16 protein-coding genes and 2 tRNA genes are annotated in these 13,934 nt (G+C 70.4%); 7 read left to right on the forward strand and 11 right to left on the reverse strand.

Features of this window, described 5'->3' with window-relative positions; translation table 11 throughout:
• Nucleotides 1-139 precede the first annotated feature (139 nt).
• From DEJ00_RS14585 to DEJ00_RS14605, 5 genes are all read right to left on the reverse strand, one after another.
• Nucleotides 140-484: a metallopeptidase family protein gene (locus DEJ00_RS14585; RefSeq protein WP_111057853.1), complete on the reverse strand. Its 345-nt coding sequence runs from the start codon at nucleotides 482-484 to the stop codon at nucleotides 140-142.
• Between the two features lie 194 nt (nucleotides 485-678).
• Nucleotides 679-754 (reverse strand) — tRNA-His (locus DEJ00_RS14590).
• A gap of 75 nt (nucleotides 755-829) precedes the next feature.
• Nucleotides 830-1,468 carry an oligoribonuclease gene (gene orn / locus DEJ00_RS14595; protein ID WP_027464644.1) on the reverse strand — a complete coding sequence of 213 codons (639 nt, stop codon included), beginning with the start codon at nucleotides 1,466-1,468 and terminating at the stop codon, nucleotides 830-832.
• A 706-nt stretch (nucleotides 1,469-2,174) separates the two neighbouring features.
• The gene (locus DEJ00_RS14600) at nucleotides 2,175-3,416 is read right to left on the reverse strand and encodes an MFS transporter (protein ID WP_111057854.1); all 1,242 of its coding nucleotides are present in this window, start codon (nucleotides 3,414-3,416) and stop codon (nucleotides 2,175-2,177) included.
• Entirely contained in the window at nucleotides 3,413-3,862 is a 450-nt protein-coding gene (locus tag DEJ00_RS14605) for a MarR family winged helix-turn-helix transcriptional regulator (RefSeq protein ID WP_027464646.1), read from the reverse strand. The genes DEJ00_RS14600 and DEJ00_RS14605 overlap by 4 nt, the downstream gene beginning before the upstream one ends.
• Nucleotides 3,863-3,976: 114 nt before the next feature.
• On the opposite strand from DEJ00_RS14605, the gene DEJ00_RS14610 reads away from it, so the two are divergent.
• Together DEJ00_RS14610 and DEJ00_RS14615 are read left to right on the forward strand one after the other, a co-directional pair.
• Nucleotides 3,977-4,267, forward strand: coding sequence for a hypothetical protein (locus DEJ00_RS14610; protein WP_027464647.1), 291 nt, complete (start codon nucleotides 3,977-3,979; stop codon nucleotides 4,265-4,267).
• Nucleotides 4,268-4,296: 29 nt separating this feature from the next.
• Nucleotides 4,297-4,557 carry a thioredoxin family protein gene (locus DEJ00_RS14615; protein WP_027464648.1) on the forward strand — a complete coding sequence of 87 codons (261 nt, stop codon included), beginning with the start codon at nucleotides 4,297-4,299 and terminating at the stop codon, nucleotides 4,555-4,557.
• Here the strand turns inward: DEJ00_RS14615 and DEJ00_RS18600 are convergent.
• Genes DEJ00_RS18600 through DEJ00_RS14630 form a run of 3 tightly spaced genes read right to left on the reverse strand, consistent with a single transcriptional unit; the run spans nucleotide 4,501 to nucleotide 7,738 of the window.
• Nucleotides 4,501-6,111, reverse strand: coding sequence for a DUF6716 putative glycosyltransferase (locus DEJ00_RS18600; RefSeq protein ID WP_181440197.1), 1,611 nt, complete (start codon nucleotides 6,109-6,111; stop codon nucleotides 4,501-4,503). The genes DEJ00_RS14615 and DEJ00_RS18600 overlap by 57 nt on opposite strands.
• Nucleotides 6,108-6,980, reverse strand: a complete 873-nt coding sequence (locus DEJ00_RS14625; RefSeq protein ID WP_111057855.1) for an N-acetylneuraminate synthase family protein — start codon at nucleotides 6,978-6,980, stop codon at nucleotides 6,108-6,110. Before DEJ00_RS14625 ends, DEJ00_RS18600 begins: the two co-directional genes overlap by 4 nt.
• On the reverse strand, nucleotides 6,977-7,738 hold the full coding sequence (locus tag DEJ00_RS14630) for a cytidylyltransferase domain-containing protein (protein ID WP_111057856.1): 762 nt from the start codon (nucleotides 7,736-7,738) through the stop codon (nucleotides 6,977-6,979). Before DEJ00_RS14630 ends, DEJ00_RS14625 begins: the two co-directional genes overlap by 4 nt.
• Before the next feature lie 152 nt (nucleotides 7,739-7,890).
• Here DEJ00_RS14630 and DEJ00_RS14635 point away from each other — a divergent pair.
• Nucleotides 7,891-7,963 (forward strand) — tRNA-Arg (locus DEJ00_RS14635).
• Between the two features lie 100 nt (nucleotides 7,964-8,063).
• Here DEJ00_RS14635 and DEJ00_RS18310 read toward each other — a convergent pair.
• Both DEJ00_RS18310 and DEJ00_RS14650 read right to left on the reverse strand, forming a co-directional pair.
• Nucleotides 8,064-9,341 (reverse strand): hypothetical protein, encoded by a 1,278-nt coding sequence (locus DEJ00_RS18310; RefSeq protein WP_146247984.1) that lies wholly within the window; start codon nucleotides 9,339-9,341, stop codon nucleotides 8,064-8,066.
• An 89-nt stretch (nucleotides 9,342-9,430) separates the two neighbouring features.
• The gene (locus DEJ00_RS14650; protein ID WP_111057859.1) at nucleotides 9,431-9,697 is read right to left on the reverse strand and encodes a hypothetical protein; all 267 of its coding nucleotides are present in this window, start codon (nucleotides 9,695-9,697) and stop codon (nucleotides 9,431-9,433) included.
• Nucleotides 9,698-9,847: 150 nt separating this feature from the next.
• On the opposite strand from DEJ00_RS14650, the gene msrA reads away from it, so the two are divergent.
• The 3 genes from msrA (at nucleotide 9,848) to DEJ00_RS14665 (ending at nucleotide 11,359) form a co-directional block, all read left to right on the forward strand.
• Nucleotides 9,848-10,375 (forward strand): peptide-methionine (S)-S-oxide reductase MsrA, encoded by a 528-nt coding sequence (msrA, locus tag DEJ00_RS14655; RefSeq protein ID WP_071246723.1) that lies wholly within the window; start codon nucleotides 9,848-9,850, stop codon nucleotides 10,373-10,375.
• Nucleotides 10,376-10,412: 37 nt separating this feature from the next.
• Nucleotides 10,413-10,616 (forward strand): hypothetical protein, encoded by a 204-nt coding sequence (locus DEJ00_RS14660; protein ID WP_017886045.1) that lies wholly within the window; start codon nucleotides 10,413-10,415, stop codon nucleotides 10,614-10,616.
• Between the two features lie 119 nt (nucleotides 10,617-10,735).
• Nucleotides 10,736-11,359 carry a single-stranded DNA-binding protein gene (locus tag DEJ00_RS14665; protein WP_111057860.1) on the forward strand — a complete coding sequence of 208 codons (624 nt, stop codon included), beginning with the start codon at nucleotides 10,736-10,738 and terminating at the stop codon, nucleotides 11,357-11,359.
• Nucleotides 11,360-11,388: 29 nt separating this feature from the next.
• Here the strand turns inward: DEJ00_RS14665 and DEJ00_RS14670 are convergent, their stop codons facing one another.
• Nucleotides 11,389-12,111, reverse strand: coding sequence for a hypothetical protein (locus tag DEJ00_RS14670; RefSeq protein ID WP_111057861.1), 723 nt, complete (start codon nucleotides 12,109-12,111; stop codon nucleotides 11,389-11,391).
• A gap of 135 nt (nucleotides 12,112-12,246) precedes the next feature.
• Between DEJ00_RS14670 and ettA the strand changes: the two genes are divergently transcribed.
• Nucleotides 12,247-13,932, forward strand: coding sequence for an energy-dependent translational throttle protein EttA (ettA, locus tag DEJ00_RS14675; RefSeq protein WP_027464653.1), 1,686 nt, complete (start codon nucleotides 12,247-12,249; stop codon nucleotides 13,930-13,932).
• Nucleotides 13,933-13,934: the final 2 nt, after the last annotated feature.

Genomic DNA, 13,934 nt, shown 5'->3' on the forward strand with positions numbered 1-13,934 from the left:
GGTTTCGGGCTCAGCGACATTCCTCGGGCCTACGGGCGCGAGTTTTCGCGGTGAGCGACAGTTCTCGCGCCCGTAGGCCCGAGGAATGTCGCTGAGCCCGAAACCCGGGCACCGGGCGCCGCGGCGCTCAGACTCACCGCTACGCCCAGCCGAGCTCGTGCAGCCGCCCGTCGTCGATCCCGTAGAAGTGGCCGATCTCGTGCACGAGGGTGGTGTGCACCTCGTCCTTGAGCTCCTCGACCGTGTCGCACTCGGCCAGGTGCTGCTTCCGGAACACGACGATGCGGTCGGGCAGCTCGCCGAAGCCGTACTGCCCGCGCTCGGTGGCCGCGACGCCGTCGTACACGCCGAACAGCTCTTCGCCGTTCTCCGGCTCGTCCTCGACGACGAACACCACGTTGTCGAGCCCGTCGACCATCTCGTCGGGCAGCAGGTCGAGTTCGTCGGTCACGAGTTGCTCGAACGCGTCGGCGGACATCTCCATCACGCAGGGATCGTCCCACACCGCGCTGACCACCCGCGGCTGAGCACCTGCGGCTGACCAACCGCGGCTGAGCCCTCGCGGCTGAGCACCTGCGGTTGACCACCCGCGGCGAAGCTGCACGGCGCCGGAGGTGCCCAGACAAACACTGAGGGAGAGCCCCGGTTGCGTCACACGCAACAGGACTCTCCCTCGACTGGGGTGAATAACGGGTCTCGAACCCGCGACCTCCTAGACCACAACCAGGCGCTCTACCAACTGAGCTATATCCACCATGTTCGAACCGGCGGACCGGCGCGACCACTCAATAGTAGTACATGCGGGACGGGGTGCGGACCACCCGTGTCGCTACTCGGCCGCAGGCTGCGCCAGCCGTGACTCCCACTTCGCCACGACGTCGGCCTGCACGGCCCGCACGTCGTCGGTGCTCGGGCCGGGCTCGGCGACGAAGCCGGCGCGGCGGTAGTACTCGAGCTCGCGGATCGACTCGAGGATGTCCGCGAGGGCCCGGTGCCCACCGTGCTTCTCCGGCGCGTTGAAGTACACGCGGGGGAACCAGCGGCGGCAGAGCTCCTTGATGCTCGACACGTCGACGCTGCGGTAGTGCAGGTGCCCGTCGACCCGCGGCATGTACTTCGACAGGAATGCGCGGTCGGTGCCGATCGTGTTGCCGGCCAGGGGTGCGGAGCCCTCGGCGGGGACGTGCTGGAGGATGTACTCGAGCACCTGGTACTCGGCGTCCGCCAGGCTCACGCCGTTCGGGATCTCCTCGAGGAGCCCCGAGGTGACGTGCATGTTCGTCACGAACTCGTTCATGTTGTCGAGCGCGGACTGGTCGGGCTTGATGACGATGTCGAAGCCGGGGTGCACGGGCTCGAGGTCGAAGTCGGTGATGACCACGGCCACCTCGACGAGTTCGTCGACCTCGAGGTCGAGGCCGGTCATCTCGCAGTCGATCCAGACGAGGCGGTCATTCGCGGTTGCCATGTCCTCGATCCTATTCCCGCCCCGCGTGCCTCCCGTACGTGCCGCTGCGCCCGCCCTGCCCGTGCCTGCCCGTGCTCGCCTGTGCCTGCCCGTGCTCGCCTGTGCCTACCCGTGCCCGCCTGTGCCTACCCGTGCTCGGGCTCGGTGGCCGGTGCTCGGTCACCCGTCCCGCGCGTCCGATCCGCGAGCGGGCGAAATGCCGCGGTCGTCTTGCGGACGCACCCGGATGTTCCGCCCGCTCGTCGATCACGTGAGCCGCATGCGGTGCAGGCGACCGCCTGGAGGCCCACCGCGCCCCGGCGGGGCACCCCGCGCCTCCAGGCGGTCGCTTCCACCCCGCCTGCCGCACCGATCCCGCCGGCCCCCGCGTCGTCACCGCGAGCGGGCGAAATGCCGCGGTCGCCCCGCGGACGGACCGCGGTATTCCGCCCGCTCGCCCACGGCGGCGCCGCGGTCGCGCCTTGGCACGCCCGCGCCCAGCCGAGCGGGCGAAATGCCGCGGTCGCCTTCTGGACGCACCCGGATGTTTCGCCCGCTCACGCGGGTGAGGGTGAGGGGTGAGGGGGAGAGAGGCCGCGCGAGCGCGCGGACGCGCGAACTGCCGGCGTGCCCGAGGGGGACACTCCGGCATTTCGCCCGTTCGTGGGGAAGAGGGGAAGTGGGGAAGTGGGGCGTGCGTGAGATGAGAGCGCGGGCCCCCGGGCGGCTAAGCCATGTCGCCGGCGGTGATGGCCTCGGCCTCGACACGCTCCGGCTCGGCACCGTCGTCGACGCGACGCAGGACCCTCGTGGTGCAGAGGATCACGACGAAGGCGACCGCGACGGACGCACCCGCGAAGACGTACGCCGCCGAGGGCGAGTACGCGTCGGCGAGCAGGGTCGCGACGGGCGGGGCGATGGCGCCGCCGATGAACCGGACGGCGGAGTAGGCGCTCGAGGCGACCGAGCGGGGGAGGTCGGTGGCCTCCATGACGCATTCGGTGAGCACGGTGTTCAGGACGCCGAGCACGAGGCCACCGATGACGACGCAGATGATCAGGCCGACCTGGGAGCGCACGACGACGGCCGCGGCGAACAGGTCGACCGCGAGCAGGGGCAGGGCGATCTTCAACACCGTCGTCCTCCGGAGACGGGCGGTGAGCATCGGGGCGACCCACACCGACGTGATCGCGAGACCGACACCCCAGCCGAAGAACGTGAACCCGATGCCGAGCGCGCCGAAGCCGAGCGGGAACGGGGTGTACGCCAGCAGGACGAAGAAGCCGATGTTGTAGAACAGCGCGGTCGCGGCGAGAGCTGCGAGCGCCGGACGGGTCAGGGCGCGGAAGGGTGCGGAGAGCTTCGTCGGTGTGGGCTTCTCGAGGCTGCCGGTCTTCAGCAGGGCGACGATGGCGATGAACGCGACGGCCATCAGGGTCGTGACGCCGAAGAACGGGCCGCGCCAGCTCACCGAGCCGAGCAGACCTCCGACGAGGGGACCGACGGCGATGCCGAGGCCGAGCGCTGCCTCGTACAGGATGATCGCCGAGGCGGTGCCGCCCGACGCTGCCCCGACGATGGTCGCGAGCGCGGTGGAGATGAAGAGCGCGTTGCCGAGACCCCAGCCGGCGCGGAAGTCGATGATGCTCCACACGCTGTTCGACGTCGCCGCCAGGACCGAGAAGACCACGATCAGGGCGAGTCCGATGAGCAGGGTGCGCTTCGCGCCGATGCGGCTGGAGACCCAGCTGGTGAAGAACATCGCGACACCGGTGACGGCGAGGTAGCTCGTGAAGAGCAGTTCGGTCTGCGCGGGGGTCGCCTTGAGGGACGCCGCGATCGCCGGGAGGATCGGGTCGACGAGGCCGATGCCCATGAACGCGACGACGCAGGCGAAGGCGATCGCCCAGACCGCGGACGACTGCTTGAGGATGGAGCCGGACTGGCCGGCGGGTGCGTGGGCGTTCACGCGGGGATCTCCGTTCCGTTGGGGGTTGTCCGGGTGCGCTGGGCGATCAGGTTCGCCGCGTGGTGCAGGACGTCCCAGTCGTCGTCGGTCAGGTCGGCGAACAACGGACCGACCGTGCTGGTGAGGGTGGAGCGCCAGGAGGCGAGTCGTTCGCGTCCGGCCTCGGTGAGTTCGATGAGCTGCCCGCGGGAGTCGTCCGGGTCGACGCTGCGGCTGACCAGGCCATCGGCGAGCATGCCGGCGACGAGTCGGGTCATCGTGGGCTGCGCCACACGGGAGGCGGTGGCCAGTTCACCGAGTCGCAGGGGCTCGTCGGTCTCGAGGATGCCGAGCGTGCGCCAGACCGCGGCGGACGTGGTGTTGCCCGTCGACTGGACGGCGCTGCGGATCAGGCGGTTGACGGAGACGAGGAGGGTCTCGATCGTCTGCTCACGCGGTGTTTCCATAGCTGAACTATATAGCCGTGCTATGCAAAGCGCAACGGAAGAGCGACGGCGGTGCAGCCGAGCAGCGACGGGCCTGAACAGACTGCACCAGCCGCCGCCTGGTAGAAGGGAGGCATGAGCGACATCACCATCCACGAAGGCGACGAGTACACCGCGATCTTCCACGGCGGCCCCTTCGACGGCACGACCGACACCCGCACCGCCACGAGCGACGCGCTGGACGACGAGGTCACGGTGTTCGCCGACGTCGAGGGCCTGCAGACGGCCTTCACCTACCGCGCCACCAAGTCCCGTCAGGTCCTCGACCAGATCTCGGTCGAGTTCACCTACGAGCCGGAGGAGTCGGACCCGGTGGACGACCTGCAGGACCGCGGCGACCGCAGCGGCGAGTTCGACCGGGAGTAGAACCCCCACCCGCCGCGTTGCAGGACCACATGCAGCTCGACCTCTGGACGTCCGCCTTCTGTGCGCCGTGCGCCGCCGCCCGCCGGGTGTCGGCCGAGGCCTCGGCGCTCGTCCCGGGGCTCACCGTGACCGAACGCGACGTGGCGGCACACCCCGACGACGCGGAAGACCTCGGTATCCGGTCCACGCCCACGATCATCGTGCGGCAGGACGACGGCACCGAGGTCTTCCGTTCACCCGGCGTCCCGACCCGTGACCAGCTCCTGCTCGCGGTGGCCAAGGCGCTCTGAACGAGCCGCAGCCGCGGCCGCGGCCGCCGCGGCCGCCGAAGCCGCCGCCGCCGCCGCCGCAGCCGTCGCAGCCGCAGGCGCCGCGGCCGTGCCAGCGGCGGCCCCCGGCGCAGGCACAGCGGCGCGGACCCCCGCGCGCTGCGACGTCGGCGCCGCCACCACCACGGGTGCCGGCGGATCGACCATCGCCCGCACGCGTCGCACCAGACGCTTCGCGCCCCGGATCGGCGCCCCGATGCCCAGCGCCACCAGCCCGAGCGGGCTGCGATCCGCCCCGCCGAGGGCGTTCTTCCGCTCCCACGCACGGCGCAGCACCCCACCGCGACTCCGCCGCGCCGGCGCCCGGTCCACCAGGGCCCCGGCGTCCCGTCGGGCCATGAGCTCCACGAGCCGGTGCTGCCAGTCGTCCTCAGAAGCTGGGTGGAAGTAGTTGTCCCGCATCCACTCCGGCCGGACGACCCCGAACCGTCCATCGACCAGGTCGACGGCGTCACCCTCGAGGCCGCTCCCCACGAACACCTCGTTGATCAGGTGCCGCCCGATGCCGAAGTCGGTCAGCGTGAGCGCGGCGACACCCCGTGCCGCCGCCTCGAGCACCGCGGTCGAGCTGATGGTCACGAGTGCCACCGCCCGGTCGAGGTGTTCGGCCATCGGCCCGCTCTCCACCACGAGGTTGGTCGGCGCGTCCGCGGGCACCAGGTCCGGGTAGGGGTGCTCCTCGCGGTGCGTCTGGTGCTCGCCGGCAGCAGCGCGCGTCTTGATGACGACGCGCCACTCCGGATGCGCCCGCGCCGTCTCGACCAGCCACCGCACGACGAGCGCCCGGTCGGCCCGCTCGGACGGCACACTCGGCTGCGCCGCGAAGACGACGGAGTCGCGAACCGTCCCACCGACACCGCCGACAGGATCGGTCGCGCCGGCGCTGCCGGTCGATCCGGCACGCCGCGCGAACGGCAGCGTTGCGAGCGCGAAGTGCGGCTCGACGCCGCCCTCGCGCGCCATCTCCTCGTACGCGCGGACCTCACGGTGGCTGTGGAGCACGAACAGGTCGGCTCGGGCGCGGAAGAAGATGCCCTTCCACTTCGACGGGAACGAGATCCCCGGCAGCCCCGACACCAGCACCGGCCGGTGCGGGATCCGCCGATGCACCTCGTCGATCACGAGTTCAGCCACCGGTCCGATCAACGACACCAGGACGGCGTCCGGCGGGTCCTGTCGGAGCTCCTCGACGACGGCGTCGACGTCCTTGGGCGCGGGTGGTTCGCGGTGCAGGTGGGCGAGTCGCCGGTCGAGCCCGCGGAACGCCGACCGCAGCTGCTTCGGACTCGCCGACCGCGGGGTCGCCACGGTGCGCAGCTCCAGGTCCCAGTCCGCCGGGGCGCTCGCCAGCAGGTGGGCGCCCCACTTCGCGAACGAGTCGGTGTCGACCAGGCCGACCACGCGTCGGACGCGTGGTGACGCGTCGGACGGGAGGCGCGCCTCCAGTCCGACCGTCGGCGCACCACCGTCACCCGGCCCGTCCAGGGCACCGGTCCGGTCGACCGGGCCGGTCACGCGCCGACGCGACGCAGCTTCGCGAGCGGTGCCTGCTCGCCGGGGAAGATCCTCTTCACGCCGTCGCCGAGGGCGGTCTCGATGATGCGGATGTCGCGGGCGAGCGTCTTGAGGCCGTGCGGCTCGAGCGACGCGGCGTGGTCGGAGCCCCACATCGTGCGGTCGAGCGTGATGTGGCGCTCGACGGCCGTGGCGCCGAGAGCGACCGCGGCGATGGAGATCTGCAGGCCGGGCTCGTGGCCGGAGTACCCGACGGGGACGCCCGCGTAGCGGTGGGCGAGGGTGTCGATCATGCGGAGGTTCGCCTCCTCGGCCGGCAGCGGGTAGGTCGACGTCGCGTGCATGAGGACGAGATGGTCGGTGCCGAGGGTCTCGACGGCGGCGTCGATCTGCTCGAGCGTGGACATGCCGGTCGACAGGATGACGGGCTTGCCGGTCGCGGCGACGGCGGCGAGCATGCCGAGGTCGGTGACGGACGCCGAGGCGATCTTGTAGGCGACGACGTTGAGGTCCTCGAGGAAGTCGACCGACGGCTCGTCCCACGGCGACGCGAACCAGTCGAGGCCCCGGAGGGTCGCGTGGTCGCCGATCTCGATGTACTGGTCGCGGTCGAACTCGACGCGGTAGCGGTACTCCAGGTAGGTCATGTCGCCCCACGGGGTACTGCGCGGGGTGTTCTTCATGTGCTCCGGCGTGGAGATCGCGGGGGTGCGCTTCTGGAACTTCACGGCTTGCAGGCCCGCGTCGGCAGCGACGTCGATGAGCTGCTTCGCGATGTCGACGTCGCCGTTGTGGTTGAGGCCGATCTCGCCGATGAGGTACGCGGGGTGGCCCGCGCCGATCGTGGACGTACCGATGGTGACGGTCATGGTGCTCCGTTCGGTGCGGGGGTGGCCCGCGTCGGGGATGGGTCTCGGGTCGTGGTGGCTGTCGGGGTCGGGGTCGGGGTCGGGGCTTCGGCGTGGGCTTCGGCGAGGGCCAGGTCGGCCTCGTCGTCGATGTCGATCGCGCCGGCACCGTCGACGACGGCCAGCTCGACGCGGCCGTGGAACCGGTGCCGGTTCTCGAGGAACCCCGCCGTCCGCATCACGTAGAAGGCGCCGGTCTCGCGGTACTCGGGCTCGCGGTCCTGCCGACGGGGCCTCGTCGCAGCGTCGTGGTTCACCGCCACCGCGGTACCGTCCGGGGCGGTCCGCCACAGGAACGCGTGTGACGGAGCGGCGGCGAACACCGCGTCGGCGTGCCCGTCGACCACGCGCGCGACGGCCGCGTCGAGGTCGGCCGGGTCGATGAACGGCGAGGTCGCCTGCAGGAAGACGAGGACCTCGGGCAGCGGCGTGCTGATCGCGTCGAGGACGTGCAGCAGCGCGGACTCCGAGGACGCCTCGTCGCCGGCGAGCTCGGGTGGACGGCGGACCACGGCGGCACCGGCGGCGACGGCCTCGGCAGCGATGGCGTCGCCGTCGGTCGTGACGACCACCTCGTCGATGCGCGCGGAACGTCGTGCCGATTCGACCGCTCGACGGACCAGCGAACGACCCGCGACCGTGCGGAGGTTCTTGCCGGGGATCCCCTTCGACCCGGCACGGGCGGGCACGACGGCGAGGACGGAACCGGTGGTGCGCATGCTCCGGACGCTACGAAGCGCGGGTGTCGTGGAGGGGAACGGGGAGCAGACGGTGGCCGACCGTTGGGCGACCGCCGAGCCCTGTCGCGGCGACGCGGCGGGGCGTGCATCGAGCGTCTGAGGGCCGCTCGCCGCTACAATCGACGCTGCTCGCCTCCGTAGCTCAGTGGATAGAGCAGGTGGTTTCTACCCACCGTGCCGCGGGTTCGATTCCTGCCGGGGGCGCCGAAGACGAACAGGGCCGCCATCCTCTCCGGATGGCGGCCCTGTTCTCGTCGTGCTGGCTACTACTCGTCGTGCTGGCTGCTACTCGTCGTGCTGGCTGTCACTCGTCGTCGTCCGCGGCACGGCGCCGGAGTTCGGCGGCGCTGATCGGCTGCGTGTACGGCGCCTCGGACGTCTCGTTCGCGTCGGCCGGCTCTGCGGGGGCCTGGTTCAGCCGCGTCGGGACGGACGTGGTGTTCGTCGCGCCGGGGGTGTCGACCCGGGGTGCCGAGGCGGGCGGGACGTCGTTGGCGGGTGCCCGGTTGACGTGGGCGTCGGCTGCGGTGGGCGTCGCAACGGGGCGGTCGGACGAGGACGGACGGTCGTTCCGCGGTGCGCGGTCGGTGTCGCCGAAGGCGCGGGTGGCGCTGTCGTCGTCCACGACCTCGGTGTCGTCCGTGCCGCGTCCCTGGGGGGAGCGGGAGGGCGAGGTCGGGGTACCCAGCGTCGGTCGGACCGGGGGTGCAGCCTCGTCGTCGCCGTACACGCGGGTGGTGTTGTCACCGAAGGAACGCGTGGCGTTCGGGTCGGCGGTGCCGCGGTTGGGGTTCGTGCCCGCACCGCGGTTCACCGAGAACGACGGGGTCGTCCCGCCGGCAGCACCTGGTGCAGCAGCACCTGGTGCAGCAGCACCGGGGGCGGCAGCGGCCGGCGCCGGAGGAGTCGAGGGTGCGGACGTGGGGCGCTGCGCCGGACGCAGCGAGGTCGTCGTCGGGGTGGGACGCTCGGCGGGAGCGGCCGGGGCCGTTGCCGGCGCCTGCGTCTGCGACTGCGTGCGCGGGGGTTCGGCCTGGTCGGCGTTCCAGTCCTGCTGGCGCTTGATCAGGTCGGCGTCGGGGTCCGGGGACTCGAACTTCCAGCGCTCGAGGTCTGCCTTGAAGAGCTTGCGCGCACGGCTCGGTCGCGCCTGCCAGTCGAGCAGGCGGTCTCGGAACTCGGCGAGGGACTGGTCGGCCTGGAAGCTGAACGTCGACGAGTTCTTCTTGATGTCGGCGATCTCGTGCTGTGCCCAGTTGGCAGCCAGCGGCGCGCCCTGCACGGGGAGCAGGCGTAGCCGGATGTCTGCGTCCTCGGCGAGGTGGTCGGCGTAGGCCCGCTCGTCGTGTCCGAGCGATCCCCACGCAGCTGCCTTGCGCGCAGCCGTCAGGATCGCGGCCACGGCCGCGTTCTTCGATTCCCGCTCCTGCAGCGCCACGACCCGCTTCGTCGCGCTGCGCCCGATGAGCGCCGCGATGACGCCCGCCACGACGATGGCGACGAAGGGGATCACAGCGCCCGAGAGCACCCGCCAACCCGTGTCGGACGAAGTCCAGTCGGTCAGGTCGTTCCACCAGTCCATGCGCGCACCATACCCACGGAACGTTCAGGCGTCGGGGAGGCCGGACGGCGTTCCGCGCATCCCACCGCAGATGATTCCAATCTGGAACATCATGACCAGCGCAGGGTGTCGACGGCGTCGTCGGCGGACCACACGCTCGGCAGCTCGACGAACCGGCGCTCGGTCTCGACGTACCGGCGGGCACGGTACGCGGTGTCGCCGGCGACGTCGATGCGGTCGACGTACCCGACGATCTCGCCGTTGGCCCGGGTGACCCGGCTCAGGTCGTCGCGGACGTCGAGGATCCGGTAGTCGCCCCGGGCGCGGGCCAGCGGGACGGTGCGGATCCGCAGTGCGGGTTCGGTGATGGTCTGCATCGCTGGCCTCCTGGTCGGTGTGGTGCCGACGCTACGGCGGACCACCGACACGCCGAGGGGTGCCATCAGATCTGGGGAACAGGGTCTCCGCGCACACTGTTGTGGAGGGACGAGGCGGCTGCATCGGCGGCCCGGAGAGAGGGAGTGGCCATGACCACGTTCGTGCTCGCAGGTGGATGTTTCTGGTGTCTCGACGCCGTGTACCGCACGCTCCAGGGTGTGCAGGACGTGGTGTCCGGCTACGTCGGCGGACACGTCGAGGAGCCCTCCTACGAACTGGTGTGCACCGGCACGACGGGGCACGCCGAGGCGGTCGCCGTGACGTTCGACGAGTCGGTGATCCCCGCCGACGTGATCCTCGACGTCTTCTTCACGCTGCACGACCCCCGTCAGCTGAACCGTCAGGGCGCCGACGTCGGCACGCAGTACCGCTCGGCGATGTTCCCGGCCGACGACGCGCAGCGCGAGCTGTTCGAGCGCGCGATCGAGCGGGCTTCCGACATCTGGGACGGCGGCATCGTCACCACCATCGAGCCGCTCTCGACGTTCCACCGCGCCGAGGAGTACCACCAGGACTTCTTCGCGAAGAACCCGGGCCAGGGTTACTGCCTCGCAGTGGCGCTGCCCAAGGTGAACAAGGTCCGGAAGGCCTACAGTCAGTACATCCTGGCGTCCTGACCCCGGGACGGCAGGGCCACAAGGAGGTGGTTCGAACATGACGGACAACACGGGAACCTGGGTCGCGATCGGTCCGGCCGGCGCGGTGGGCAGCATCCACCGTGCGGCGGACGGCTTCGAGGTCGAGCTCTACGGACGTCGACGGGCGGGTGGGCCCTACCCGTCCCTCGAGTCCGCGAAGGGTGCGGTCCACGCCGCGCTCGGACCGTTGGCCGCCCGGCCCGAGTTCCGAGCACACTGAGCGGGTCCGTCCAGGAGGCCCGGGGGACTCGTCCTCCACAGGTCACCTGATCGGGTCCACACGCCACAGATCGAGCCCGGGGCCGCTGACGCAGCCCCGGGCTCCGTGACGATCGACGCATGAACGACATCATCACCGTCTGCGGAATCGTCGCCACCGAGCCCCGGCACCTCGTCACCGAGACCGGCATCGCCATCACGAGTCTCCGACTCGCGTCGCCCTCACGGCGTTGGGACCGGGCAACCGCCGCCTGGGTCAACGGCGCGACCAACTGGTACACCGTCACCGCGTTCCGGTCGCTCGCATCGAACGTGTTCAAGTCCCTGAAGAAGGGCGACCGGATCGTCGTCGCCGGCCGGGTCCGCATCCGCACCTGGGAACGCGACGGTCGCGGTGGGACCTCGGTCGAGATCGACGCCGACGGCATCGGGCACGACCTGGCGTGGGGCATCAGCAACTGGGTCAAGGTGCCTCGACACACCTCGGACTCGGCGGTGACGCCGGGTGTCACCCCGGACGTCGACCCCCGGACCGGCGAGGTGCGCGGCCCGACCCCGGACGAGCCCGGGTCGGCTCCTGGGCACGACCAGGCCCGGGCGGACGGCGAGGAGTCGGTCGTTCACGTCGAGCCCGACCACGTCGATCGGGACGACGAACACGACCACGATCTCGACGACGCCGGTCAGGTCGACGGCCTGCGCGCCCTGGACGCACCCGAGGAGCACGAACGCACGGCCGCGTGATGCCCGTCGCGCGGATCAGTGTCCGACGATCACCAGCGCTGGGTGATCATGCCGATGCCCGCCACTTCGGTCGTGTCCCAGTTGCCGCCCTTCGGCAGGCCACTCACACGGCCGTCCACCCAGAACGTCGCTCCCTGGACCGCCGGCGAGTTGACCTGGCGTGCCTTCAGGCCGTGGAACGAGAAGTTCGTGTTCCACGTGCCCTGCAGGCCGCTCACGCCGGGCTTGTTGCGCACCGTGATCTTCACGTTGCGCATCGACGAGTGGACGACGTCGCCGTTCAGGCGGCCGTTCCCCTCGACGTTGAAGAACAGGCGCCCCTTCAGGTTCAGCCCGACCGCCGCGATCGTGTGGCCGTTCGCGAAGAAGGTCCCGACGTTGTTCGGGTAGAAGCGGAGTCCGACCGGGGTCACGTTGTGGGTCGCCGGGCCGAGGTAGCCGTACGTGAACTTGCCGTTCTGCACGCGCTCCCAGATGAACCGCGGCGCACCCTTGCTCACGGTGGACCCCTTGTCGGACTGGATCCCCACGGAGAACGCGTTGTTGTAGGCGTCGTGCACGTTGATGTACGAGGAGTACCCGGTGCCGGCCCCGCCCTCGGTGATGTTGGCGGTGTACTCGACCAGCGGAGTGCCGTGCGGGGCGACGGTGGCTGCCGATGCCGTCGCGCCGGTGGGTGCGACGAGACCGACCGCGAGTGCGACCGCTCCGACGAGGGGGAGTGCGAGCCGGCGGATTCGTGTTGTGGGCATGTCCCTGATCCTGATCTCCGTGTGGACGACGAGGCCTCTGGTGGAAGGCGAGGCAACCGTACGTCGAAGTGTGCCGATGCAACACCCCTTGTGCGCGTTCCGACAGCGGGCCGGGTTCAGTAGACTCATCGAGATATGGCTGAGTACATCTACCAGATGGTCCGCGCCCGCAAGGCGGTCGGCGACAAGCTGATCCTCGACGACGTCACGATGTCGTTCCTCCCCGGTGCCAAGATCGGCGTCGTCGGACCGAACGGTGCTGGCAAGTCGACGATCCTGAAGATCATGGCGGGTCTCGACCAGCCGTCCAACGGCGAGGCGAAGCTCACGCCGGGCTTCAGCGTCGGCATCCTCATGCAGGAGCCGGAGCTCGACGAGAGCAAGACCGTGCTCGAGAACGTGCAGGAAGGCGTGGGCGAGATCCACGGCAAGCTCGCGCGCTTCAACGAGATCTCGGCGCTCATGGCCGAGCCGGACGCCGACTTCGACGCGCTCCTGGCCGAGATGGGCACGCTGCAGGAAGACATCGACGCCGCTGACGCGTGGGACCTCGACTCCCAGCTCGAGCAGGCCATGGCCGCGCTGCAGTGCCCCCCGGGGGACGAACTCGTCACGCACCTGTCCGGTGGTGAGAAGCGCCGCGTCGCGCTCTGCAAGCTGCTGCTCCAGAAGCCCGACCTGCTCCTCCTCGACGAGCCCACCAACCACCTCGACGCCGAGAGCGTGCTCTGGCTCGAGCAGCACCTGCAGCAGTACCACGGTGCCGTCCTCGCCGTGACCCACGACCGGTACTTCCTGGACCACGTCGCCGAGTGGATCGCCGAGGTCGACCGCGGCCGCCTGTACCCGTACGAGGGCAACTACTCGACCTACCTCGAGAAGAAGCGCGCTCGCCTCGAGGTCCAGGGCAAGAAGGACGCCAAGCTCGCGAAGCGCCTGTCCTCGGAGCTCGACTGGGTCCGGAGCAACACCAAGGGCCGTCAGGCGAAGTCGAAGGCCCGTCTCGCCCGCTACGAGGAGATGGTCACCGAGGCCGAGCGCACCCGCAAGCTCGACTTCGAGGAGATCGTCATCCCGGTCGGCCCGCGTCTGGGTTCGCAGGTCATCGACGCCGAGCACCTGCGCAAGCAGTTCGGTGAGCGGGTGATCATCGGCGACCTGTCGTTCACGCTGCCCCGCAACGGCATCGTCGGCGTCATCGGCCCGAACGGCGTCGGCAAGACCACGCTCTTCAAGACGATCGTCGGGCTCGAGCCCCTCGACGGCGGCACGCTGAAGATCGGTGACACCGTCCAGATCTCCTACGTCGACCAGACCCGCGGCGGCATCGACCCGAACAAGAACCTGTGGGAGGTCGTGTCCGACGGACTCGACTACATCCAGGTCGGCAAGACCGAGATCCCGTCCCGCGCCTACGTGTCGCAGTTCGGGTTCAAGGGCCCGGACCAGCAGAAGCGCGCCGGCATCCTGTCCGGTGGTGAGCGCAACCGTCTGAACCTGGCACTGACGCTCAAGCAGGGCGGCAACCTGCTGCTCCTCGACGAGCCGACCAACGACCTGGACGTCGAGACGCTCGGCAGCCTCGAGAACGCCCTGCTCGAGTACCCCGGTTGTGCCGTGGTCATCACCCACGACCGGTGGTTCCTCGACCGCATCGCCACGCACATCCTGGCGTGGGAGGGCCTCAACGAGGACGGCACGCCGAACTGGTACTGGTTCGAGGGCAACTTCGAGGCCTACGAGGAGAACAAGATCGAGCGCCTCGGCGCCGATGCCGCGAAGCCCGGGCGCGCGACGTACCGCAAGCTCACCCGCGACTGACC

The organism is Curtobacterium sp. MCLR17_039 (genome assembly GCF_003234745.1).
Lineage (GTDB): Bacteria > Actinomycetota > Actinomycetes > Actinomycetales > Microbacteriaceae > Curtobacterium > Curtobacterium flaccumfaciens.